Below are 23146 nucleotides of genomic sequence, written 5' to 3'. Positions count from 1 at the left end.
GTCGTGGAGGTGTGGTGTGCCGTCGGTGATCGCGTTGCTGGAGCTCCGGGAAGCGCGGGCCCAGGAGGACCTGGAGTCCTGGTTGGAGGTGCTGCGGGAGGCCGAGGTTCAGGCGGAAGCCGCCCGACAGCGGCTCGAGCACGCGCGGATCGCCCGGGCCGAGGTGGCGCTGATGTTCGCCGAGGGAGCCGCCCCGGCCCATGAGGGTGACGGGGCGCCACTCGCCTCGGTCGCGCCGCAGGAGCCCGTTCCCGGGGACCGGCCGGTGCATGCGGGACCGGTGCTGCGGGAGGGCTATGACGCCCGGCCGCCGCAGTGGCAGGCCGACCTGGACGCCGGCGCGTTGTGTGGGGCCTATCGGCAGGTCTTCGAGACGGCGTTGGCCGCGTCGGGGCCGGTCACGGTGCAGGAGCTGACTCGGGCGCTGGGGCGGGACGCCTCGCGTTTGAACGAGGTGGAGAAGGTGCGTCACCGCGCCTACGCACTGGAGGCGCGTGGCTGGCTCGTTCGTGAGCGGGGTGTGTTCAGGCCGGCCGCGGGTCCAGGCGGTCGGGGCGGAACTCAGGCCAGTGCAGGCGCTCTTTCGCCAGCTTCCGGGTCAGCGTGATCAGGCCCGCCCACCACACCATCTGCGTGTGGTGGTCGGGTCGGCGTTCGTGGTCGCGGTTCAGCCGCCGGGCCCGGGAGAGCCAGCCCAGTGTGCGTTCAACTGTCCACCTGCGTGCGAGGACCACGAATCCCCTGGTCTCGTCGGGGCGCTTGACGACCTCGACCCGGACGCTGTGGGCGGCGAACGCGTTCGCCAGGGCCGGGCCCTGGTAGGCGGTGTCCGCCCAGACCAGTTTGAGCAGACGTCCGGGTTCGGCCATGAACGCGTCGATCAGTTCCGGGGCGGCGACCGAGTCGTGCACGTTGGCGGGTGTGACGGTGACCTCCAGGAGCAGGCCGCCGGTGTCGGTCAGGATGTGGCGCCTGCGTCCGTCGCGGAGCTTGTTGCCGTCCATCCCACGCGTGGCCGCGGGGCAGGTCTCCGATCCGTCCACCGACTGCGCGTCCATGACGCCCGCGCTCGGCTCGGCCGCCCGCCCTTCTCTCCGGCGCTGCAGGCGACGTAGTCGCTGGTAGAGCTCGCGCACATACCCGTGGCGTGACCAGCGGCGGAAGAAGTCGTAGACCTTGCGCGAGGCGGGCAGGTCGATGGGCATCGCCCGCCACTTCGCGCCGTTGTCGACGAGGTAGCGCACAGCGTCGACCATCTCGCGGTGGCAATAGGCCTCGGGGCGTCCGCCCCGCCCCTCCAGCCAGGCCGGTACCGGCATCGAGGCCCTGACCTGGGCCCATTCCATGTCCGTCATGTCGGACGGGTAGCGCGGTGCCCGCCGCCCCGCCGCGATCGCCCCGTACTGGTGAACGTAGCAGTCACACGCCGGAGTGGCCGAAGTGGCACCGAAGGCATCGGCAATGGTGAACTGATGCGGCAACGGGCCTCCTGCGGCGGAGTGTTGGTCGACAACCTCATCTCTGCCGAGAGGCCCGTTCGCTTATGCGCACCCACCGGACAGCAACAACGTTCGAGCCATCACCCCACCGCGCCCGCCGAACACCGACCGGTTCACCACCACGCACTCAGCTTGAAATTTAACCTCGCAGGTCACCCGACCTGCTGGTTTGCGGTTCTTCCCGGGACAACGAGGGCGACCGTTCTCCACGCTTCGAGATGTCGAGTCATGAAGCACGAGAGAACGGCCGCCGCATATGAGTCTGCCCCTCGTTCCGTCCGCTGGTGACGCGTTGGGCCTGTTGTCCCGCTTTCGAGTTGAGTTCTACGACTGCTTGTACGCCCGTGCGGACTCGCTCTTCGAGCTCACCGACGCAGTGCTGTGCGTGGACAGTCCGGTGAAGACCCTGGTCGAGCTCAGCCTGGCGGTCGAGCACCGGCGCGGGCATGGCGCGTTGTACGCCGCGCTGGACCGGGGCTGGCTGGAGCCGACACGGCTGCGCCGCACCCTCGCGAACCTGCCGCTGCCGAGGGCGGCCGACGGGCGGATCGTGCTGGCTGTGGACGTGTCCAACTGGCTGCGGCCCGACACCCCCACCAGCAGCGATCGGCTGTTCTGCCACTGCTACGGCCGGGGCGGCCGGGCCAGTGACCAGTTCGTGCCGGGCTGGCCCTACTCCTTCGTCGCAGCGGTGGAGCGCGGGCGGACCTCCCCTGGGTCGCCCTGCTGGACGCAGTGCGCCTGGGGCCTGCCGACGACGCCACCGCCGTCACTGCCACCCAACTACGCGACGTTGTCGAGCGGTTGATTGCCGCTGGCCACTGGAAGGAGACCGAAGGGGACATCTTGATCGTCATGGACGCCGGCTACGACGGCGCACGCCTGGCCCACGTGCTGGCGGATCTGCCGGTGGAGATCGTGGTGCGGCTGCGCTCGGACCGCGTCATGCTTCGCGATCCGGGCCCGCCCCGCTCCACCGCCCGCGGCGGGCGTCCGCGCCGCCACGGCGGCGTGCTCACCTTCGCCCGCCCCGAGACCTGGCACACTCCCGATGCCACCAGCCGGACCGAGACCACCCGCTACGGCAAGGCCGAGGCGCTGGCGTGGGATCACATGCACCCCAGGCTGCAGCGTCGCGGACCATGGTTGGAGTACACCGACGCCGAACTCCCCGTGCTGCACGGCACGTTGATCCGACTGCAGGTCGAGCGCCTGCCCGGTGAACGAGAGGCCAAGCCGCTGTGGCTGTGGTCCTCGGCAGCCGCCCTGACCAGCGCGGAGATGGATGTGCGGTGGCAGGCGTTCTTGCGCAGATTCGATCTTGAACACACCTTCCGCTTCCTGAAACAGACCTTGGGCTGGACCGCACCCAAGATCCGACACCCCGACGGCGCAGACCTGTGGACCTGGCTGGTCATCGTCGCCTACACCCAGCTCCGCCTGGCCCGCCCCCTCGCAGCCGACCTACGACGCCCCTGGGGGCGGCCGGCGCCGCCGAACAGGCTCACGCCGGCCCGGGTCCGACGCGGGTTCCGCCACATCCACGCGAAGACCGTCTCTCCGGCGGGTGTGCCGCAACCGACACGCCCCGGCCCGGGGCGCCCGCCGGGCTCAAAGAACCGCAGGCCAGCACCCCGCTACGACGTCGGGAAGACCGTAAAACGCGAACTCACGCTCGAGGCTCATCTCGCGAAACAAACGGCCGCCGGTTAAAGATCAAGCTCAGTCCGGCTTTGGCCGCCGCCCCGTTGCGCGGGAAGGTGCCCGGCTGGTCGGGGTCGGGCTTGGGCGCGGGGGCCTTGACCATGTTGCGGATCTTGAGATCCTCGTGCGCGATGAAGTCGTGCTCGCGAACCAGGGTGAGGGCGGTCTTGTGGGCGTGGTCCAGACGCTGACGCCGGACCTTGCGGTGCAGGTCGGCAATGCGCTGAACGGCTCGCTGGTGGTTGCCGGTGCGCTTGTCCCGGCGCACACGCGGGAACCGGGCGAGGGCGCGCTGTGCTGCTTGGAGCTTCGCGGCGGCCTTACGGGCGTGGCGCGGGTTGGGCACGAACTCGCCGCCCGAGTCGGCGAGGAAGTTGGCTATACCCATGTCGATGCCGACCACGGCCCCGGTCGCGGGCAGCGGTTCGGGCCGCGACTGCTCGGCGGTCAGCACGACGAACCACTTGCGGCCCTCGCGCTTGACCGAGACCGTTTTGACCTTGCCGACCACGGCCCGGTGCTGGTTGACCTTGACGTGCCCGATGCCCTGGAACCGGACCCGGGTGACGGGGTCGTGCGGGGTGGAGTCCCAGCGGCAGCCGTCGCCGTCCTTGGGGAAGTCCACCGTGTCGAACCAGTTCACGCCCCGGAACCGCGGGTAGCCGGGCGTCTCACCGGACTTGACCCGGCGGAAGAACGCCGCGAACGCCTTGTCCAACCGGCGAAGCGTCGCCTGCTGCGAGGAGAACGACCACCGGCCCTGACGCTCCGGGTCGAACGCCCGGATCTCCTTGAGCTGCGCCGACTGCATCCCGTACTTGACGCTCGTCTTCGATGCGTGCCGGTAGGCGTCGCGCCGCTCCTGAAGGGCCCCGTTATAGAGAGAGCAGTGGTCACGCAGCATCTCGGCAAGCGCTTGCGTCTGGCCCACGGTGGGCTTCCCAATGCTGATGTCAAGCCGCTTCGGTGACAGGAGGTGCGATTTGGTAGCACCGTCCGTCACGAATGAGTGCCCAGAGGACGTTCACGCGGCGGCGTGCGAGTGCGAGGACTGCCTGGACGTGCCGCTTGCCTTCGGCCCTCTTGCGGTCGTAGTAGGTGCGGGAGTTTGGGTCGCGCTGGATGCTGATGAGCGCGGAGGTGTAGAAGACCCGCTGGAGGCCCCGGTGGTATCGCTGGGGGCGATGGAGGTTGCCGCTGACCTTGCCGGAGTCCTTCGGGGCCGGGGTGACTCCGGCGAAGGCCGCAAGGCGATCCGCAGTGGGGAAAGCGGCCAGGCTGCCGCCTATTGCGGCGAGGAACTCCGCTCCGAGGGTGGAGCCGACGCCCGGCATCGAGGTGATCACCTCCGCGAGTTCGTGCTCCCGAAACCGTCCCTCGACGAGCTTGTCGGTCTCCGCGATCTTCTCGTTGAGGGCGATCACCTCCTCGGCCAGGGTGTGGACCATCTGGGCGATGGCTTTCTCTCCGGCGACGGCGGTGTGCTGCCGCTCAGCCGCTTCGACAGTCTTGGCGGCCAGCGCCTCCGCGCCGTAGACCTTGCGGTTGCGGAGCCAGGTCGTCAGCCGCTTGGTGCCGGATCGGCGAATGGCCGCTGGTGTCTGGTAGCCGGTCAGAAGCCGCAGCGGGCCGGCGTTGCCGAGGTCCAAGGTCCGTTCCAACGCCGGGAACATGCTGGTCAGCAGGGCACGGAGCCGATTGGTGACGCGGGTGCGCTCGCCGACAAGGTCTGCACGGTGCTCGGTCAGCAGCCGCAGTTCGATGATGCCCTCGTCGTCGAGGCGGACGGGAAGCAGGTCGCGCCGCATCCTGGCCTGGTCGGCGATCACGTGGGCGTCGCGGGCGTCGGTCTTGCCCTGGCCTCGGTAGCTGTCTGCGGCGCGGTTGACCGCGACGCCGGGGATGTAGAGGAGCTCCTGGCCGTGGTTGGCCAGGAGGTTGATCAGCAGGCCGGTTTCACCGCCGGTCATGTCCATCGCCCAGGTCACCGCGCCACCGTCGGCAAGGTCCAGGACGTCGGCGACCAGCTGGAGAAGCTCCGGCTCGTCGTTCGCCACCCGCCGCGACAGCAGCGTGTTGCCCTCGACGTCCAGAACCAGCGTGTGGTGGTGGGTCTTGCCGCAGTCGGTCCCCGCCCATATCCGGCTCATCGCTCTCCATCAGGTCGTTCCTGTCTTGCGTACCACGGACGACCTCGCCGGCATTGCTCTACACAGCGACCTTCTCGCACTTCCCAATCGGCGGCCGAGTCGTCGTGGGGAACCGGGCGGCCAAGCCCACAGAGCCACGGACGGCAGCCGCATGAAAGCGACACCCGGTTCCCCTGGGTGCCACAACCCTACGAATGGCTGGGACGAACCCAAAAGGAAGGTAGAGCCGCATGAGGAACTTGTACGCACGGATCACCCGGCCCACCCCCTGCAAGGTCGACAACAGGATCATACTACAGAACGTGAGCAACCGTCACAGACAGTGGCGCAAGCATCTCCGCCGCTTCACGGCTCCGCGCCAAGGATCCATTCCCTCCCCGACTGAAGCCGGGGATACCCTGCAAGATCATGGATGGGGACGGCGACGCTGACCAACAACAGCGACTACACCGAGACGCTCACGACGCGGGCGGTCTCCAAGGCCGTCACCGAGACGGTGTCCACCGCGGTCACCGTAGGGGCGAAGTCCACCAACTCGGCCAGTGTGAGCGCGAGCCTCAAGCTCAGACCGGTGACCCTGGGCGGTGGGGCATCGACCACACAGGAGGTGAGCATGGGCCTCATCGAGGGCAACGCCACCACCGTCACCGACACGTACACCGCCCCCAGCAGAACATCACCCTGCCCCCGCACAGCACCGTCACCGTCACCGTCACCGTCACGGAGATGCTGAACCAGCAGATCGAGAGCGGGAACGTCGCCCTCCACGCCGAATACGGCGGCCAGCTGCCCGTTGCTGGTCTTCTCCGCCACGCCGTACTGGCTCGTGCAGAACTGGGAGAACCTTCAGCATCGCCCCATGCCCATGCCTGCGAGTCTCTCCCCGAACGACCAGAACCAGACCCTGCAGTTCAACGGCACCGGCACCTTCACCAACGAGCTCGGCAGCGCCTTCACCGAGAGCATCCCCATCGCCACCGCCCAACCGCCCCACGCCGGCAGCAACCGGGCGCCCGCATGGACGCCGCCGCGCCGACCACCCAGACCATCACCTACACCATCCCCGTCACCGCCAAGGACGTCCACCAGAGCCACCGCTGACAGCTACATCAGCCAGGGGTGTGGCCCCGGAGCGAGTGCCGGGGCCACCCCCCTCCAGCGAGCGAACCCGTACCCACCACCCTCCGGGGCCAATTCAACACAAGACTGCCGCCACCACACGAACCACGTCACACGCCCCAGGTCGCCAACTCCCGACAGCAGGAGAGCGTATGAACGGGCATCACCCCATTGCCAAGGCAACCGCGGACAAGACTGTCCTGGGGAGGAGGGGGAGGCGCGCAGTTGGTCCTTTCGGTGCTCGCTGGACAGTCCACGCAATCATTGTCTTGACAACTCTTGCTTGGGCAACTTATTGTTGGAGGGGAAGCCATCCAGGCCGACAGCGCTCCGGGGGCTGGTCCGGCGACCGTCCGTATCAGCGGTGCATGGAGGAAGACTGCGTTGAATGACCTGAAGATTGCCATCATCCTTGGCAGCACCCGCCCCGGCCGCAATGGCAAAGCTGTCGCTGACTGGGTCCTGGACCGGGCCGGCGCCCGAACCGCTGCCGAGTACGAGCTGGTTGATCTCGCCGATTACCCCCTGCCCCACCTCGACGAGGCCACCCCTCCGTCCATGGGTCAGTACGAGGGCGAGCACACCAAGGCCTGGGCCACGAAGATCGCCGAATTCGACGGCTACATCTTCGTCACCCCCGAGTACAACCACTCCACCTCCGGCGTCCTGAAGAACGCCATCGACTATCTGTACGCCGAATGGAACAACAAGGCCGCCGCCTTCGTCTCCTACGGCTCTCTCGGCGGTGCCCGCGCCATCGAGCACCTGCGCACCGTCGCCAGCGAACTCCAACTCGCCCACGTCCGCCAACAGCTGTCCTTCTCCCTGTTCAGCGACTTCGAGAACTTCTCCGTCTTCAAACCCGGTCCGCAGCACGACGATGCTGCCATAGCCCTGTTCGACCAGCTGGAGTCCTGGACCAGTGCCCTGAAGACGACTCGGGCCTGACCAGAACGCCTGTGCACCGCCCCGGGTGTCGAAACGTTCGCAGGAACGTCGCCGGTACCCGCCTGGCGGTCCGGCCCCGGCCGCCCCTTCCCCTATGAGGCGCGCCGGGCCGGTGTTGAGGGTTCGATGCTCGAGGCTCGGGCTCGGATAGGGGGCGCGGCCGCCGCATTTCGGACTGGAGTTCCAGTTTGATGGCGTCCCGCTGATACAGAACTCAAAACAAAAGGCCGATCCGCCCGGAAACGTGCGGTCGCCGTCCCCGGCAGGCCCCGCAGACTTCGGGTGCGCGGGGCGCCAGGCGCGAAGGATGGGAGTGCGAGCGTTGGACATCGTCGTCAAAGGTCGCAGGACCGAGGTCTCGGAGCGGCTCCGCCGGCACGTCGCCGAGAAGCTCCAGCGGATCAGCAAGCTGGACCACAAAGTGATCAGTGTCGAGGTGGAGCTGTCGAGGGAGAATAACCCGCGCCAGTCCGACCACGCCGACCAGGTGGAGATCACCCTCCGCAGCCGCGGCCCTGTGGTCCGGGCCGAGGCGAGCTCGGCCGACCCGTACTCCGCGCTCGACCTCGCCTCCGCGAAGCTGGAAGCGCAGCTGCGCAAAGCCGCGGACCGGCGGCGCATCCACAAGGGGCCGCGGGCGCCGATGAGCGTCGCTCGGGCGACCGCCGCACTGTCGCCTACGGCTACGGCTACGGCTACGGCTACGGCTACGGCTACGGCTACGGTGTCATCCATGTCAGCTTGACCGGCCATGAATGACTGGGCTTGCGGGTAGGGCGCGGCTGGCTGCCGCATGGCCTCCCCCGTGTGAGAGCTGCCGTCAAGCCGGCTCTTGGACGCGTGACTCACGCTCCGCCGGTCTACACCGCAGCGCTCTTGCGGGTGATGTCTTGGGAAGGCGCGGCACGTGAACGTTGCTTGACCGACGCGGTTGCCCTGCTCGATGTGGTGGCGCTGGGAACTGCTGGCTGGAGCATGGGTCGCGTCCCAGGATCCAACGGTGGACATGAGGAAGGGGGCACGGCTGTGCAGGGCTGATTCAAAGTCCTGCTGATCACGTGGATGCCCAGGTCGGAGGGGGAGGCGCTGGGCTGGCGGGGCCGTGTCGGGAGCATCGAAAATCCGGTCGGCCCATCGGGCGCGCAGTACCGTTCCCGGGCACACTTGGGTCATGGGGCGTCCGAACCCACAGACGGCGCCACTGCCCTTGCTGGCGCCCATGCTCGCCACGGCCGGACCGCTCCCGGGAGCCGACCGCGAGGCCGAGTACGCCTACGAGCCTCTCTGGAACGGGGCCCGCATCCTGGCCCACCTCCCCGGCAACGGCACCGCGATGCTGCTCAGCGCGGGCGTCGATGTCACCGCCGACTACCCAGAACTGGCCCGCCTGCCCGAACTCCTGCCCCACGGCCTGGTCACCGTCCTGGACGGCGAGATCATCGCCCCGGACAACCGGGGACGGCCCAGCGTGGAGCGCCTGCAACTGCGGCGCTCCTGGCATCACCCCACCGCCGTCGCCCATGGCGCCCGCGACCTGCCGGTACGGCTCGTGGTCTACGACGTGCTCCATCTCGCCGGGCCCACCGTGCACCTGCCGTACACCGCCCGCCGCGCCCTCCTGGACGACCTGGCCCTTATCGACCGATATGTCCAGGTGACGTCCTCATGGCCGGCGATGGCCAAGGAAGCCTGGCACTTCACCCGCGAGGAAGGTTACGAGGGCATCGTCGCCAAACGTCTGTCCAGCCTCTACCTCCCCGGCAGACGCAGCCGCGACTGGATCAAGATCAAAGCCCCGGTCCCGCGGTGAGCGTCCGGCCGCGCCGGTCGCAGCCCAGGTCGTGTGGGAGTATGCAAATACCTCGGACCGAACCCCGTCCAGCCGGATCACTCCGTTGCGAGGGGATCCCGGTCGCAACGACGTTGGGCCTTCGCCCAATGTCGGGTAGTTAGCGGGTTTCTGCTGGTGGCATGGGTGTTGATGTCCGCTGGTGGCTGCGTAGAGGCCGGGTCCGAGTTTGTGGATGATCCCGGTTTCGGCTCATCGGGACAGCTGCCGATACATGGTGTGCAGGGTGACGTCGCCGAAGTGGGCGGCGATCTCCGCGGGTCTCCAGAAGCGCGTCGGGTCCTGTTGCAGGAGTTCGAGGATGCGGTGCCGTCGGCGCTGGCCGGGGGAGACGTTCCGGTCGTCGCGGGAGACGGTAGGTAATGGCGGCTGGTCGGGGCGGGGTTCGAGGACGGTGACGGTGAGGTCGGTGATGGTGCCGCTGTGGTCGGGGCGGCCGTCGTCCTGTCGTTCGGCGTACCGGGAGACCGGCGAGCGGAACGGTGTCGGTGGGGCCGAACACCGCGCCGATCAAGGATCTGGTGCCGGTCTCCACCAGCGTCATCAGCTCCAGCATGGGGCAGCCGCCCCGGCCGCCGGGGCCGAACCAGCCCACGTTGCGGGCGGTGTCAGCCAGCCGGATCGAGCTGCAGCCGTCGAAGGACACCGTCCGGAAGCGTCCGAACCGGACCCCGGCCGTCGCCGGTCGTGCCAGTGGCCCGGCCAGGACCTCGAACAGGCGGCGGACCGGCACTGCACCGAACCGTCGGCGCAGGTCACGCAGGGCCTTCGCGGTCGACCCGGCAACATCGAGCCCCGAGCTGGTCAGCGCCGCGGTGAGGTTGTTCCAGACCAGCCGGTAGCCGACCTCCGGGAACAGGCACATCGCCAGCAGGAAGTAGACCCCGACCCGCGACGGAAGATCCTGCAGGCGGCGTTGCACGCAGCCCGACCCCTCAAGGACCGCATCGACGAGCTCAAACGGCACGACCTGCGTCAACTCGCCCAGACGACCCGGCCCGAACGGCCCCGCGGCCACAACGAGCTCATGCGAGAGCCTTGCCAGACCGGGTGGTGCGGCACAATGACGTACGGGCAACGGGGCACCTCGAAGATCAGCAGTCTTGGCGGACCATTTCAACGTGGCCCCGTTGCCCGCGTCACGATCCGACGCTGAAACCCCTTGCCACCAGCGGAAATCCGATAACTACCCAGCATTGGGCACCACCGGGGAACCGACTCCCCGGTGGCGTTCCATGACGGCGCCGCGCCCCCGCTAGAGCCGGAGCACCCTACTCCCCCGGTGTGCGCGCCCTTGGCGCCGCCCGAGAAGCCGACGGGTTGTCAGGCTGCCTTTCACCCAGGCGGTCGAGCAACGCACCCCCGATCGGGTCGTTGTGCAGAGCACCAGCGAGGAGGCGCGCTGGAGGGCCAGCTCGGGCGCAACCCTGGTCCCCCTGACCTGACGGAAGCGAACCGGCATGCCTGACGCGACCACTGAGACGCCGGACCGGCAGCGAGTCCTCTGGACAGCCATGGTCCTGGCGGTCTACCTCGGCGAGGTCGCGTTCCGGATGTACCTGGTCCGAGACCGCGCTGTACCGAGTATCCACGCGGACGAGGAGGCGTACCTGGTCATCGCCAGGGTGCTGGCGGGTGGCAGTGCCACCGCCAGTCCGGCGGGGGTGGTGGTCCCGGGCGGGTACTCAATGATCATCGCGCCCGCGCTGGCGGTCACGAGCAGTCCGGTCACTGCCTACCGACTGGCGCTGGTCATCAATGCCCTGGTCAGCGCTTTGGTGGTGCCGCTCGCCTTCACGGCGTTGCGGCGGAGGCGTATCGGACATGCGGCGGCCCTGGTGATCGCGGGCACGACCGCGCTGCTCCCGCCGGTCGTCTTCTACTCACAGTTCGCGCTGACCGAGACGGTCCTCCCTTCGGTCGTGCTGGCCTGGCTGCTGTGCCTGCACGGACTGCTGGTGGACGGTTCGGTCCGAGTGCGGGCGCGGTACGGCGTGGGGTTCGGCCTTGCGGCGGGATACGCCATGTCGGTGCACGACCGGGGGACGGTGCTGGTGGTGGTCAGTGGCGCGGTGCTGCTGACGGCTCTGGTTCGCCCCCGGGTGCCGTGGCCGGCAGGACTCGCCGCCGGCACAGCACTGGCCCTCGGTGTGCTGGCCGCCGAACTACTCGCCGCCTATCTGCACAGACAGTTCTTCTACAGCCCTCCCTCGGCCGTGGGCCAGAAGGCGCTGGACGGCCTGCTGAACACCGGGCTGCTGGGCCGGAACACCGGCCGGATGCTCGGCCAGATCTGGTACCTCGTCACCTCGACGTGGGGCACCGGCGGCTTGGGCGCGGTGGTGTGTGCGGCGACGGTGGCGCGCCGGCGGGCAACCCCGGCCGACCGGATCGTCAGCGCCGCGCTGCTGATCGCTGTGCTACTCGTGGCAGGTGCGGCCGCCGCGGCCCTACCCGATGACCACCGGCTGGACGACAACGTCTACGCCCGGTATCTCTCGGTCTTCGCCCCGGCGCTGTTCGTGGTCGGCGTCGCTGCCTTGTACCGCCTCGGGCGCAAGGCTCTGCTCCGGCATGCGGCGGCAGTCTTCGCGTTGGTCGGGCTGTGCGGCGCAAGCGTGCTCCTGTTGGCGGGTTCACTGCTGCGCACGGACAATTTCGTACTCTGGGCCCTGCCGGACTCGTCCTTCCTCGCGGGCGACTGGCACGCCTTTGATCTGCCGCGGTCTACAGCGGCCGCAATCATGGTGTTCTCTCTGTGCGTGGGGGGTGCCTTGCTCGGACGCCGGGGCGTCCGCTGCGTTGTGGCCTTTTTGGCCGGGTTCGCCGTATTCGCGACCACTGTCATTACGGTGGAGGTGTCCCGGCCCGGGCACGAGTCGCTGTGGGTAGCCACGGGCTTTCCCCGCGCGGCAGGACTGCACAGTGGCGACCGGGTGGCCATAAGTACCAGCCTGCCCTGGGCACTTCGGTGCGAGCAGACGTATCAGATCTATCGGGGAAGACTGTGGGACGTCGACTTCATCCGGGACCGCGTGCCGTTGACGGCGAACGTCGCTGTGCTGAAGGCGCCACCAGGAGTCCCGGCCAAGGCGAGTTGGCCCGGCCACCCGCGCGGTTGGACCGTCGCAACGGCGCAGCCTGCCTACGGCTTCGTAGTCTGGCGCCGCTGAGCGACGGCCGCCAAGGCCCGGGAGGAAATCGCGGACCACGAACAGCGGCGTCGGTCCACATGCTCCAGTCTGGCCCACCATCATGCAGGCACGGAACCCGGGCCTCGGCGTCGTCCAAAGGCCGCCACGTTGACCCGTTGGGACGTCGGCCCCGCCATTGTCGGCGTGTCGCGGCCGAGCGGGGCACGAATGCGCAGAGATGATCTGCCGTTGGAGGGGTCAACTTGACCCAGAAAGAGCAGCAGGTGTGGTCATCCTGACGGGTGGGCGGCATGGTCGCAGTAAGGCATGGCAGCGGTCGGTCCGCCCTGCGGCGGCGAAGCGAGGGGCGTGAGGGCGTTGCGCGGATACGGGTTCGGGATGGCCGTCCGGCTGTCCGCAGTACTGGTCTCCGTGGCGGTCTGGAGCGCGTCAGGCCATTACGCCGTGTGCGGCACAGCGAGTGCGGCCGAGCTTACCGCAGCCGCTGGAGTGCCTAGGGCTCCGGAGACCGTCAGCAACTTTGTCTGGACCGCCGTCGGAGGGGCGTTGACCGCCTTGCTCATCGCCGGGCCCCCTCTTCTCCTGTGCTACTGGCGGCTGGTACCGCTGGGGGGAGCGTGCCGCCGGTGGCGGCGGGCTTGGGCTGCTGTTCGGACCCGCCAGCAGGACGCCGCGCGCAGGGCAGATGTCCGGCCGTGGTCGCACATGGCTCCGCACCGGGTCGCGAGCCTGGCGCTCGAAAGCACGACCGCCGGCTCCCGTCCCTCACGACTCGTCCGGGCCAGCCGCGCCTCCGGGCACTGATCCCGGTGATCGCGGACGTCCGGATCGTCCGTCTTGCCGGCATGGGGTTTCTGGCCGGGCGAGGTGGGAGTACCGGGGGCTCGGAAGTCCTGGCCGTCACCTCGCGTACACGGCGACGAAGTCGCGGGTGGCCTGGGTGTAGTATCGGTCGGCGGCCTCGCCGAAGTCGAGGAGGTTGGCGGGCTTGGGGTTCGCCGGGTTGACGCTCGCGTCGTAGCTCATGAACGAGGGCCAGGCGCCGTTCATGTCGAGCGGCATGGCCCTGACCGCGCCCGCGTGCTGCATGAGTTCGGCCAGCGTGCGGGCAGAGAGGGCCTGGCCGACCACCATGACGATGTCCCCGTTCGCCGTTACGCCGACGCCCGAGCGTTCCACGTACTTCTTGCCCTGGTAGGCCCAACCGTAGGCGTACGGCACATCGATGTCCGACGCGAGCAAGCCGCCGTCGACCATCAGTTGCAGACACTGGCGCACGCCGACGACCTGCGGAGTCATCGTGACGTCGCGGCCCCAGGTTCCGACGCGGATGGAGCCGTCGCGGTAGAAGACCTCGGAGGCGGCGCCGACGCGCAGGGTGGAGTCGGTGCGACCGTCGAGGTAGAAACCTCCCTTGGAGGTGCCGTCGGTGATCCTGAAGCCGCCGTTCCAGGTGGCGATGAGGCCGTTGCGCTGCCCGACGGGAATCGTCGGCGGCACAGAGAAGGAGCCGCCCGGCTCGCGGAAGCCCGGGTGGAGGAAGAACCTTGCGTGGGAGGCGCTGATCCACGCGATGGCGGCCTCGTAGGAGGAGTGCTCGGCGTCGGGGCGGACGTAGGTCCCCTGGACCAGCGGCAGGCCGTGGGAGGTGACCAGGGCTCGCCAGACGCCCTCCCCCGGAAGACGGGGGGTGATACTGGTCGGCATCGGGACGCGCAGCGGTACGGCCCCGCCCTGGGGTGCGGCTTCCTGCGTCGCCCTCATCCGGGCCAGTTCGGCGGCCGTGAGCGAGCCGCCTACCCTGGGCGGGTTCAGCGCGTACTGCCAGTCCTCCAGCTGATTAACAGCCAGGCCGAGGTGGTGGTCCCGGCCCCACTCGGCGAGACGGGCCTCGACACCGTCGCGGCCCGGGTAGGTCAGCGCCTGGCCGATCGACCAGCCGAGCCAGCCCGCGCAGGCCAGGCCTGTCGCCAGGAGACCGCGGGTGACGATCCGGCGCCGGTGGCGCTGAGTGCGCGTCAGGTCCCTCGGGTGCTTCCACGGCAGCATTCGGCGGCGGCCACGTCGTCGCGGCGGCGGCGCCGTGGCGCCGTGGCGCCGTGGCGCCTGTCGCAGGATCGGTTCCGGCGGCGTCGGACGCCCCGCATGCGTCGGGGGGATGTCGGCGTCGTGGTTCGTCATGGTGAATCCTCGTGGCGCGCGAGCGCAGTACGGCGCATCGGATGATGTGTATGCGTTTCCGGCGCCGAGACACCGTTCACCGCCCAGGCGGTGAATCACCCGCACGCGGGAGGGGTGTGGGCGCAGTCGGCGGCGAGGGCTTGACCTGCACCGGGGGGGTGTACCCGATGACGGGATGGTCGCTCGACTGCTGGATGCGGAACGCGTCCTGGCGGATCCCAGGGAGCGCGGCGTAGAGCGTCGAGCCGGGGCAGTAGGTGCAGTCCGCGTCCATGTGGCCGGAGACGGCCGCGAAGCGGGCGCGGCTGCCGGCCTGGTAGCGGCTGTCGGAGTCGGAGCAGGTCAGCGTCGTCGACGCGTGGGCGTCGACACCGTGGAGGCTCAGCTTCCACGCGGCCAGGGCGCCGATGGCGCGCAACATCGCCGTGGTCGGTTCCGCGCCGTCGGCGAAGGTGCCGATCGCGGCGATGCCAGCAGTGTCGATGTTGAAGCCGCTGCAGTGGGCACCGATCACCGGCTTGTCCACCCCGCCGTGGCGGCCCTCGTAGACCGTGCCGAAGCGGTCGACCAGGAAGTTGTAGCCGATGTCGTCCCAGCCCCGCCGCCCCGTCTGGTCGTCGTGAATACTCCAGATGATGCCCGGGACGTCGGCCAGCGCGTAGTTGTTGCCACTGTCGGTGTGGTGAATGAAGACCGCTTTCACGGCCTGCGCGTAGCGCGGCGGCGGCAGCGGGCGGACCGGGGCGACTGTGTCCCAGTAGGAGCGGCGGACAATCACCGGCTGGTCGGCGACCCACTGCGGGCCCACCGGATCGGCCCAAACGCGGTCGGGGGAGGTATCCGGTCCGGACGCGGTGGAGGCGCGCGCCAGCGCGGCGGTGACCGCGCCGATCAGGGTGGTCTGTGCGGCCCGACGCAGGATCAGACGCCGTTCGACGTGCATGACAAAGAAGATAGGCAGACGAACCGCCTAAGGCGCGGTCCGCCGGTGATCACCGCGTGTCGTGGCCGCAACCCAATCGGAATTGGACGTACGGCACGCCCCCCGCACATCTCACCGTGTCCCGGCCCGCCTGGCTCTGCCGTACCACCAGCACCTGCGCTATCCCGGTCCCGATCGCGTGCCCGCCAACCGAGGCGTCCTGAGCCGCCCACTCGGGACGGGCGGACGGTTCAAGCGCCGTGCCCCGGCCCGGGCGAGCCCGGCAGCCCAGGATCGGCCGGTCCTCCAAAGCCACCGCCTGGTCGGCTTCGGCGGCCCGCCCAGGTAGTTGGGCTCACCCAGAGCGAAGCTCCACGGCCCTTCCCACGGGCCGTTGCCGGCTGCCCACAACGCGCCCGCTCCAGCGACTCTGTGCCGTCGTCTCTGCGCACCGTGCCGCTCTTCTGGCCCAGCTTGTACCCCTTCGCTCCCGTAAATGGACCCTGACGGTGCCCGTGCCCGGGCACGACCTGGCAAGGGGCCAGCCCTGCTCAGTGGCGGTGGGCTTCGATCCATTGCGCGCCCGCAGGCGCGAGAACGGGCAGAGGCAGCGCGAGAAGCCCAATGACCTGCTGCTGTTTGCCGTGGGCGCAGATCGCCCCGATGACTCTCGTCTCCGTCCCCAAGACCGTCGTGGCGAATGGCAGGGCCAGATGCTCCCGGAGCATCGTGAACAGGCCCGGGATTTCCTCGTCCCGGCCGTAGGCGCCGACGGCGGCCTCGTCGGCGAGCTGGGTCAGCTCGGCACAGCTCCAACTCTGCATGGCGGGCACTATACCGGCCAACTTGATGGGCCATCTGCTGAATGACGAGTCAGCCAAGGCCCCCCTTACAGACAAACACGCAATCTTCCAGCAAGGCCAACCCGGGGCGCGCTCCCGCAACCGAGACGCCCTCATGGGGAAGACCCCCGATCGGGGAGCACATCCCCTCCTTTTGGCGGGTACGTCATGACGTCTACCTGCCAGTAGCTTTTGCGCTGTTGTGATCATCCAAAGAAGTCAACCCGCTGGGTGGACGACCAGTCAGATGGCCAAGCAAGCGACTGCGCCGCGGACGGAGAGCTCTGCAGGGCGGCTCACCCGCACCGGGATGGTCATATCCAAGCCGGCACGGCCCCGTTGGCCGGCGTCCGGGGCTTTCTTCAGGACTGCGGGCTGTGCTGCCCGCTCGAATCGATTGGGACTTCAATGGCAGACGTGACGGCGCGGACTCCTCAGCAGATCTTCCAGAGCCACGGCAAGGCACTCCTTGCCGAGGACGTGGACGCGATCGTGGCGAACTTCGCCGAGGACGCGGTGTTCATCACGCCTACGAGCGTGCGCGAGGGGCGCGAGGGCGTCCGTGAGGCCTTCACTCAGCTCTTCGCCGACCTGCCCCACGCGAGGTGGGACCTGAAGATCACCACTTTCGCGGGCGACGTGCTGTTCCTGGAGTGGTCCGCCGAGTCCGACGCTCATCTCGCCGATCACGGCGTGGACACCTTCGTCTTCCGCGACGGTTTGATCCAGGCTCAGACGGTCCGCTACACCCTCACTCCCAACAGCTGACACCGGGCCCCAGCGGCGCCTGACTCCTAGTCACACACGGGAGGCAGATGCCGCCTTCACGGCGAACCTTTCGGCCGGCGGGATCTTCAGTCCGGACTCCGGTCCGGGCAGCGAGGGCAAGCGGCGGCCACGAGGAGGCAGCTTCTGCGGTTTCCGTGTCGATACGTCGCGGGCGGGCTACGGGATGCCGACCCTTGGGTGGCCCGTGCTCCAGGGTGCGAGCTGGTGGAGGAACTCCTGGACGTTGCGGCGGTAGTCGAAGCGTTGCAGCAGCTCTTCCCCGGCGACACGCATCCGCTCGCGATGCGCGTCGCCGAGTTCCAGGGCCTTGGCGAGTGCCCGTGCGAGCTCGACGGGATTACAGGGCGGTGCCGTGAACCCGGTCTCGCCATCGACGACGAGATCGACGAGGCCGCCGGTGCGGGTGGCGACCACCGGCACCGCGCCGGCGGCGTACGCCTCCAGCGGGATGCGCCCGAAAGGCTCGACCCGTGACGGCACGACCACCGCGCGAAGTCCCGGCAGAGTCAGCAGACCGCGCACCTGGGCGCTGAACTGCGTCAGCAGGGAGACCGGTGCACGGCTGCGTTGGGCCAGCGCCTGCAGGTGACGCTGATAGCGCGTCGGTGCGGCCTGCTCGGACACCGCGGCCAACACCAGGTGGGGCAGCGGGTGTCCGCTGGAGTGCAGCAAGTCCCAGGCTTCCAGAAGTTCGTCGAAACCCTTCCACGGGACGGCTCTGCCCATCGCCAGCACAAAGCCGGGCTCCGCTTCGGGAGGCAATAGCCCCGCGGGATCTGCGAAGCGGCGGTCGGCGTCAGTGAGACCGTTGTAGAGGTTGATCAGGCTGTGATCGGGCAAGGCGAGGTCGTCGCGCAGGTGAGAGCGCATGGCCGGCGAGATCGCTCCGATCCGGGTGCCGGTATCGGCCGCACTGTGCAGTCGCCTGCGCTCCCACCCGACTCGCTCCCGATTGTCGGGACAGTGCAGAGCTGCGCTGGAGCGTGGCAGGACCAGGGCTTGCCAACCGGGGGTAGGCACGAGCCTTGCGGCGGCACCGAACAGGGGCACGTCCAGCAGTACGGCCAGGCCGAGTTGGTAACGGCTCTGCACCTCCGCGATCCGTGCCGCGGCGTCACCGGCCAGGACGTCGAAGGCCTCGACCCCCACGAACCGGTCCCGGCCACCGGTGCCGTTGTCCAAGGGCACCACCTCGATGCGGCGCCGGGATGTCGCCAGGTCCGCGCACACTTGGGCGTGCCATTCCGGATCGGCGTGCGGGCTGGACGTCTCGAGCGCCACGGGGAGGATCACGAGGTCGGTGTCGTGGGGCAGGAGTTCGTCCAGCAGTGCGATGAAGCGCCGATTGCTCTGCCCGGCCCCGGTCCCGCAGCCGAAGAACCCGTCGTGCAACGCGACCACCGCAACCCGGTGGGCCCTGTCGGATATGTGCGGAGTGCTGTCGTCGACCGCGTGCGCGGTACTCATGGGCATTTCCCCTCGCAGCGGTGTATGGGGCGCATACCGGGCTGTTGGAGGAACCAGCAGGAAATTGGCCGGGCCCGGCATTTCTCGGACTGCTCGAGCCTATGTGCCAACTCGCTTGCGGCAGCCGCTCCGAAGGAATCCGGATGGGCAGGGAAGGGGGTTCTGCAGGGCAATGATCCGAGCCGAGAATTGTACGGGCATCTGCCCGGGCGAGCGGCGGGTCTGCCCGGCGCGGAGGAATACTCGCCGCACAGCCTCGGCGGAAAGGATCGGGCCACATGGACGGCACAGTGCGATGTTATGTTTCGGGTGCGGGCCTCATGGAACCTGCTGTCCGCTTCTCGGACGAACTTGCATCTCTCAATGTGGACGCCGATGACATCATCCGGATCAATGCCGAGGAAGTACTTGCCGCCGCAGCCCTGACGGCGAACAGCGCTCTGCCGCCCCGGGTCCTTACGGCGATTCTGGAGTGTATCGCCGAACTGCTCCGCGAGATCCTTCTGGTCACGCGCGAGAGACGAATGAGTCCGGAGCTGTCCAAATGTGTTCGGGAGAACAGTACGACTATCCTGACGATCGTCTCTCAAATCATCGCCGGTAGCGGCGTCCTGGCACCGTCGTGCGGATGGAGATACGTTCTGCCTGCCGGCTGAGACTCCCAGGAGCCCCCGGCGGCCCGCGCCTGGTCCTCGGAGCCTCGACCGACGGCAAGACCATTACCCACATGTACGACTGCGGGACCAGTCCGGTCGGACCGAACGCGGGCGCGGGCGACTATTTCGACCACCCTCTGTCAGCCTGGATCCACCGACCGATGACGGGCTTCGGGAGGGACTGACGCAGAGAGGTGCCTGCTGAGCTGGGAAGATGGGTGTTCTCTACGCAACCATCGGCCCGACCAGTAAGGCACCTCGTAAGTGAAATCCTCCCACAGCCCTGCAGCGACGTTCGCCGTGTTCGACGACCCGAGTCTGCTGGCGCACGGCGGGCTGGCTCCGGCGGTGCGCCTGGCCGAGCGGTGCGGCCTGCCGGGTCTGGTCCGGGAGAAGGTCCGCCTGGCCGGTGCCGTGAACGGCGCCGGGGCCGCGCCGGGCGCGAAGGTCATGTCGCTGGTCGCCGCGATGCTCGCGGGGGCGGACAGCATCGACGACACCGCCGTGCTACGGCACGGCGCGATGGCCAAGGCGTTCGGCGCGATGCGCGCGCCCTCGACGCTGGGCTCGTTCCTGCGGGCGTTCACCTGGGGCCATGTGCGGCAACTTCAGTCCACCGCCCGCGCGTTCACCTGCCGCCTGGCCGGGCACTGCAACCTGCTGCCCGGAGCGGACCAGATCGTCTACCTGGACATCGACTCCAAGGTGAAGCAGGTCTACGGGGCCGGCAAGCGGGGCGCCGGGCATGGCTACACCAAGGTCCGGGGCCTGCACTTCCAGATCGTGGTCGCCTCCACCCCGCTGGCCGCCCCGGTCATCGTGGCCGAGCGGCTGCGGAAGGGCTCGGCCGGCTCGGCCAAAGGCGCCGCGTCGCTGATCGCCGAAGCGATCAGGACCGTGCGGGCGATGGGAGCCACCGGCCTGGTCGTCGTCCGCGCCGACTCGGCGTTCTTCTCCCACAAGGTCGTGGCCGCCTGCCGCCGCCACAAGGCATGCTTCTCCCTGGCCGTCGCCCAGCGCAAGAGGATCCGCGAGCTGATCACGACGATCCCCGAGAGCGCCTGGACGCCGATCAAGTACCCGAAGGCGATCTGGGACCAGGACGAGGAACGCTGGGTCTCCGACGCCGAGGTCGCCGAGATCGAGCACACCGCGTTCACCGGCAAGGCGAAGAGGTACCGGGCCACCGCCCGGCTCCTGGTCCGCCGGGTCAGGCGACTGAACGATGCCCACGCACCGAACGGGCAGGGCGAGTTGTTCAAGGTCTACCGCTTCCACGCGGTCTTCGCCGACACCCCGTTCCCGCTCGTGGCGGCGGAGAAGATCCACCGCGCCCACGCGATCGTCGAGCAGGTCTTCGCGGACCTTGAGGACTCCGCGCTCGGGCACCTGCCGTCGGGAAAGTTCACCGCGAACGCCGCCTGGCTCACCCTGGCCACGCTCGCCCACAACCTCACCCGCGCCCTCGGCACCCTCGCCTCCGCGTTCCACGCGAAGGCCAGAACCGCCACCATCCGCCGCCAACTGGTCGCCGTCCCGGCCCGGCTGGCCACCGGGGCCCGCACCCTGACGTTCCACCTGCCTCAACACTGGCCCGGGCAGAACGCGTTCGAGGCCCTGTGGACGGCGGTCGACTGTCGCCTGCGGACCTGATCCCACCGAGCAGCCCCACCCATCCACGACCGAAGGACCAGGAGACCCCGCCACCGGGACGGTCACCCGGCGATCACCCACACCCACCGGCAGAAGCCCAGCCCAGCCCGGCCTCGAATTCACCCGAAATCGCTCACCCGAATGCCGCCGGTGGATCCAGGGTCAGGGGATCACCAGCTGGGCCATGGCCTTCGCGTTGGAGAGGTCCAGTTCCTCGCGGGCCAGGGCGAGGACCTGTTCGCGCTGGCCCAGGGCGGCGTGGGCCAGCGCGGGCCGAAGGCCGGTACCCGATCGCCATCGGCACCGACCGCGTCATGTACGCCAGTAACGACACCAACCCCGTCACCGCCTGCCCCGCCGGCCTGCGCCTGGGCGACGGCCTGGGCCAGTTCGGCCACTACGGCACCGCCCCGCTGGAGGAGATCGCCCCGCTGCTCCCAGCAGCAGGCAAAATCGGTCCCTCCGCCAAGGCTGCCCCGATCCTCGAGGCCGTCGCCGCGGCCTACAAGGCCAGGGCGGAGGCGTAACCCATGTCCAAGAACCCCATGGACCCGGACGACGCCCTCTGGCAGGCCGTCACCCACAACAAGCGCCAACCCGACCCCGAGCAGCTGGGCGACATCGTCGCCAGCCTGGAACGCGCGGGCCTGTCCAAGAAAGAGATCGGCGCCCGCCTCGGCGTCTCCGCCCGCTCCGTCCAGCGCTGGACCACGGCCATGGGCCGGCGGAGCCAAGCCCGAGACGCTGGAGAAAGCCCGCCACTTGCTGCATACAGCCCCCGAGGTCCGCCGGCAGGGCCTGTCCACCCGCCGTGAGGCCCGCATCCGCAACCAGGGCAGCTACATCCGCGTCACCGGGAAGATCGGCAAGAAGTCCCCCGGCGCCGCCGACGGATTCAGCGGACGCGAGCGCACCATCGGAGGCGACTCCGACCGCCCGCTCTACCTGAAACTCGAGCAGATAGCGGCCATCATGGACGCCTACCTGGCCGGGGACGACGCCAGAGCCTGGGAAGCCCTCTCGGACGCCCTCGGGGATCAGTACTTCGGCGGAGTCGAGATGCGCGACATCACCGCCATGGACTTCCTCCGTGACTACGGCGGCGAAAGCCCCGAGATGTAGCGTGGGGCCCATACGTCAAGGGTGCGGCAGGTTTTACAGCCGCACCCACTGAGCCTTTTCAGAGTGGGCACCGATCGGGTGATGTCTCCCGGCACCGCTGACCGCAGGAGAACGCCCGAGGCCCTCGGGGTGTTGAGAGAGGTGCTTGAAGTCTCAACTCATCACCCAGAGGGCCTCGTTGGTCACATATCCTGCCGCACTCGACCTGCCCCATGCGATCGTCGAGTGGGTCACCCATGCTGATTGTCACCCGTGAGGGTGACCGCCGGTGCAAGCTCCGCCCGTCCCAGCGCGCCCTGATCGCGCTGGTGTACCTGCGCAAACACGACACCCTGGCCCAGCTCGCGGCCGGCTTCGGGATCAGCGTCGGCACCGCCCACGCCTACGTGCATCAGGTCACCGACCTCCTCGCCCACCGGGCGCCGGGTCTGACCCGGGCACTACGCGAGGCCAATGAGGAGTACGTGCTGGTCGACGGCACCCTCGCACCGCGCGACCGGGTCGGCGACGGCCGCGCCGACTACAGCGGAAAACACCGCCGCCACGGCGTGAACCTGCAGGTCATCACCGGTCCCGGCGGCAACCTGCTCTGGGTCTCCCGCCCGCTGCCGGGCCGCACCCACGACCTCACCGCCGCCAGGCGTCACCGCGTCATCGCCACCTGCGCACGGCTGCGGATCCCTGCCCTCGCCGACCTGGCCTACACCGGAGCGGGCCCGGGTGTCGCCGTCCCGGTCCGCCGCCGACCGAAGCGGGAGCTCACCGCGAAGGAGAGGTCGCTGAACAAGGGCCACGCCCGGCTCCGCTGCCCGGTCGAACGAGGCGTCGCGACCCTCAAGCGCTGGCGGATCTTCCGCCATGCCCGCTGCAGCCCCAGCCGACTCGCGTCAGCAGCCAAGGCGGTGCTCACCCTGGAGAGGCAACGCTGAAAACGCTCAGTGACTGCCGGCCCGCGCGAGACAGTGCGTCTGCCAGACGGCTAACATCTGCACGTCTTCCGGTCACACAGCCAAGCGAAGACCTGGTGGCTCCGTTTCATCTGGTTCTCAGGGTCCAGAAGAGTATCGGGCGCTGGCGTTCATGCCGTCTG

18 protein-coding genes and 4 pseudogenes are annotated in these 23146 nt (G+C 68.9%); 14 read left to right on the top strand and 8 right to left on the bottom strand.

The genetic code is table 11. The features are described from left to right. Nucleotides 1-16: 16 nt before the first annotated feature. Nucleotides 17-607 carry a Sec-independent protein translocase family protein gene (locus tag BS83_RS44955; protein WP_157596801.1) on the top strand — a complete coding sequence of 197 codons (591 nt, stop codon included), beginning with the start codon at nt 17-19 and terminating at the stop codon, nt 605-607. Here BS83_RS44955 and BS83_RS02420 read toward each other — a convergent pair. Continuing rightward, entirely contained in the window at nt 525-1355 is an 831-nt protein-coding gene (locus BS83_RS02420; RefSeq protein WP_051942533.1) for an IS5 family transposase, read from the bottom strand. The genes BS83_RS44955 and BS83_RS02420 overlap by 83 nt on opposite strands. A gap of 400 nt (nt 1356-1755) precedes the next feature. Here BS83_RS02420 and BS83_RS02415 point away from each other — a divergent pair. After that, nucleotides 1756-3212, top strand: a pseudogene (locus tag BS83_RS02415) (NF041680 family putative transposase). A 7-nt stretch (nt 3213-3219) separates the two neighbouring features. On the opposite strand, the pseudogene BS83_RS02410 reads toward BS83_RS02415, so the two are convergent. Together BS83_RS02410 and BS83_RS02405 are read right to left on the bottom strand one after the other, a co-directional pair. Then, nucleotides 3220-4155 (bottom strand): annotated as a pseudogene (locus BS83_RS02410) (RNA-guided endonuclease InsQ/TnpB family protein); the annotation flags it as partial. Nucleotide 4156: 1 nt separating this feature from the next. Beyond that, entirely contained in the window at nt 4157-5353 is a 1197-nt protein-coding gene (locus tag BS83_RS02405; RefSeq protein WP_037600031.1) for an IS110 family RNA-guided transposase, read from the bottom strand. A 412-nt stretch (nt 5354-5765) separates the two neighbouring features. On the opposite strand from BS83_RS02405, the gene BS83_RS48725 reads away from it, so the two are divergent. The 4 genes and pseudogenes from BS83_RS48725 (at nt 5766) to BS83_RS02385 (ending at nt 9230) form a co-directional block, all read left to right on the top strand. Further along, nucleotides 5766-6086, top strand: coding sequence for an ETX/MTX2 family pore-forming toxin (locus BS83_RS48725; RefSeq protein WP_084713051.1), 321 nt, complete (start codon nt 5766-5768; stop codon nt 6084-6086). A gap of 770 nt (nt 6087-6856) precedes the next feature. After that, the gene (locus BS83_RS02395; RefSeq protein WP_037600028.1) at nt 6857-7420 is read left to right on the top strand and encodes an NADPH-dependent FMN reductase; all 564 of its coding nucleotides are present in this window, start codon (nt 6857-6859) and stop codon (nt 7418-7420) included. 322 nt (nt 7421-7742) lie between these two features. Next, nucleotides 7743-8031: pseudogene (gene hpf, locus BS83_RS02390) on the top strand (ribosome hibernation-promoting factor, HPF/YfiA family); the annotation flags it as partial. Between the two features lie 560 nt (nt 8032-8591). Further along, complete coding sequence (locus BS83_RS02385; protein ID WP_084713050.1) at nt 8592-9230, top strand: ATP-dependent DNA ligase; 639 nt, start codon at nt 8592-8594, stop codon at nt 9228-9230. A 139-nt stretch (nt 9231-9369) separates the two neighbouring features. Here BS83_RS02385 and BS83_RS43320 read toward each other — a convergent pair whose 3' ends face one another. Beyond that, a complete protein-coding gene (locus BS83_RS43320) occupies nt 9370-10287 on the bottom strand; it encodes a transposase domain-containing protein (RefSeq protein WP_269664826.1) in 918 nt (305 codons plus the stop codon). Nucleotides 10288-10729: 442 nt separating this feature from the next. Between BS83_RS43320 and BS83_RS02375 the strand changes: the two genes are divergently transcribed. Then, nucleotides 10730-12442: a hypothetical protein gene (locus BS83_RS02375; RefSeq protein ID WP_037600024.1), complete on the top strand. Its 1713-nt coding sequence runs from the start codon at nt 10730-10732 to the stop codon at nt 12440-12442. Between the two features lie 882 nt (nt 12443-13324). Here BS83_RS02375 and BS83_RS02370 read toward each other — a convergent pair. The 3 genes from BS83_RS02370 to BS83_RS02360 form a co-directional block, all read right to left on the bottom strand. After that, nucleotides 13325-14605 (bottom strand): phosphodiester glycosidase family protein, encoded by a 1281-nt coding sequence (locus BS83_RS02370; RefSeq protein ID WP_084713048.1) that lies wholly within the window; start codon nt 14603-14605, stop codon nt 13325-13327. A gap of 76 nt (nt 14606-14681) precedes the next feature. After that, nucleotides 14682-15548 (bottom strand): peptidoglycan recognition protein family protein, encoded by an 867-nt coding sequence (locus tag BS83_RS02365; protein WP_051942471.1) that lies wholly within the window; start codon nt 15546-15548, stop codon nt 14682-14684. A 530-nt stretch (nt 15549-16078) separates the two neighbouring features. After that, the gene (locus BS83_RS02360; protein WP_037600545.1) at nt 16079-16351 is read right to left on the bottom strand and encodes a hypothetical protein; all 273 of its coding nucleotides are present in this window, start codon (nt 16349-16351) and stop codon (nt 16079-16081) included. A 426-nt stretch (nt 16352-16777) separates the two neighbouring features. Here BS83_RS02360 and BS83_RS02355 point away from each other — a divergent pair, with 426 nt between their 5' ends. Further along, a complete protein-coding gene (locus BS83_RS02355) occupies nt 16778-17137 on the top strand; it encodes a nuclear transport factor 2 family protein (RefSeq protein ID WP_037600020.1) in 360 nt (119 codons plus the stop codon). Between the two features lie 177 nt (nt 17138-17314). On the opposite strand, the gene BS83_RS02350 is transcribed toward BS83_RS02355, so the two are convergent. Continuing rightward, a complete protein-coding gene (locus tag BS83_RS02350) occupies nt 17315-18625 on the bottom strand; it encodes a glycosyltransferase family 4 protein (protein WP_037600018.1) in 1311 nt (436 codons plus the stop codon). Nucleotides 18626-18903: 278 nt separating this feature from the next. Here BS83_RS02350 and BS83_RS02345 point away from each other — a divergent pair, with 278 nt between their 5' ends. From BS83_RS02345 to BS83_RS02320, 6 genes and pseudogenes are all read left to right on the top strand, one after another. Next, nucleotides 18904-19281, top strand: a complete 378-nt coding sequence (locus tag BS83_RS02345) for a hypothetical protein (protein ID WP_157596799.1) — start codon at nt 18904-18906, stop codon at nt 19279-19281. Between the two features lie 264 nt (nt 19282-19545). Then, the gene (locus BS83_RS02340) at nt 19546-20934 is read left to right on the top strand and encodes an IS1380 family transposase (RefSeq protein ID WP_037600015.1); all 1389 of its coding nucleotides are present in this window, start codon (nt 19546-19548) and stop codon (nt 20932-20934) included. A gap of 314 nt (nt 20935-21248) precedes the next feature. Further along, a complete protein-coding gene (locus BS83_RS02335) occupies nt 21249-21461 on the top strand; it encodes a hypothetical protein (RefSeq protein WP_037600013.1) in 213 nt (70 codons plus the stop codon). Nucleotides 21462-21464: 3 nt separating this feature from the next. Beyond that, on the top strand, nt 21465-21749 hold the full coding sequence (locus BS83_RS44950; protein ID WP_157596797.1) for a helix-turn-helix domain-containing protein: 285 nt from the start codon (nt 21465-21467) through the stop codon (nt 21747-21749). Further along, nucleotides 21697-22056, top strand: coding sequence for a hypothetical protein (locus BS83_RS02325; protein WP_037600009.1), 360 nt, complete (start codon nt 21697-21699; stop codon nt 22054-22056). The genes BS83_RS44950 and BS83_RS02325 overlap by 53 nt, the downstream gene beginning before the upstream one ends. 178 nt (nt 22057-22234) lie before the next feature. After that, nucleotides 22235-22985 (top strand): annotated as a pseudogene (locus BS83_RS02320) (transposase family protein). Nucleotides 22986-23146: the final 161 nt, after the last annotated feature.

This window comes from Streptacidiphilus rugosus AM-16 (assembly GCF_000744655.1).
Taxonomy (GTDB): Bacteria; Actinomycetota; Actinomycetes; order Streptomycetales; family Streptomycetaceae; genus Streptacidiphilus; species Streptacidiphilus rugosus.
This window is presented reverse-complemented; position numbering and strand designations above follow the sequence as displayed.

Coding starts and splice junctions, on each gene's coding strand:
- BS83_RS02365 (WP_051942471.1), bottom strand. CDS start 15,548: ATGCACGTCGAACGGCGTCTGATCCTGCGTCGGGCCGCACAGACCACC.
- BS83_RS02385 (WP_084713050.1), top strand. CDS start 8,592: ATGGGGCGTCCGAACCCACAGACGGCGCCACTGCCCTTGCTGGCGCCC.
- BS83_RS44950 (WP_157596797.1), top strand. CDS start 21,465: ATGTCCAAGAACCCCATGGACCCGGACGACGCCCTCTGGCAGGCCGTC.
- BS83_RS02420 (WP_051942533.1), bottom strand. CDS start 1,355: ATGACGGACATGGAATGGGCCCAGGTCAGGGCCTCGATGCCGGTACCG.
- BS83_RS02405 (WP_037600031.1), bottom strand. CDS start 5,353: ATGAGCCGGATATGGGCGGGGACCGACTGCGGCAAGACCCACCACCAC.
- BS83_RS02370 (WP_084713048.1), bottom strand. CDS start 14,605: ATGACGAACCACGACGCCGACATCCCCCCGACGCATGCGGGGCGTCCG.
- BS83_RS48725 (WP_084713051.1), top strand. CDS start 5,766: ATGGGGACGGCGACGCTGACCAACAACAGCGACTACACCGAGACGCTC.
- BS83_RS02335 (WP_037600013.1), top strand. CDS start 21,249: ATGTACGCCAGTAACGACACCAACCCCGTCACCGCCTGCCCCGCCGGC.
- BS83_RS02360 (WP_037600545.1), bottom strand. CDS start 16,351: ATGCAGAGTTGGAGCTGTGCCGAGCTGACCCAGCTCGCCGACGAGGCC.
- BS83_RS02355 (WP_037600020.1), top strand. CDS start 16,778: ATGGCAGACGTGACGGCGCGGACTCCTCAGCAGATCTTCCAGAGCCAC.
- BS83_RS02350 (WP_037600018.1), bottom strand. CDS start 18,625: ATGAGTACCGCGCACGCGGTCGACGACAGCACTCCGCACATATCCGAC.
- BS83_RS02375 (WP_037600024.1), top strand. CDS start 10,730: ATGCCTGACGCGACCACTGAGACGCCGGACCGGCAGCGAGTCCTCTGG.
- BS83_RS02345 (WP_157596799.1), top strand. CDS start 18,904: ATGGACGGCACAGTGCGATGTTATGTTTCGGGTGCGGGCCTCATGGAA.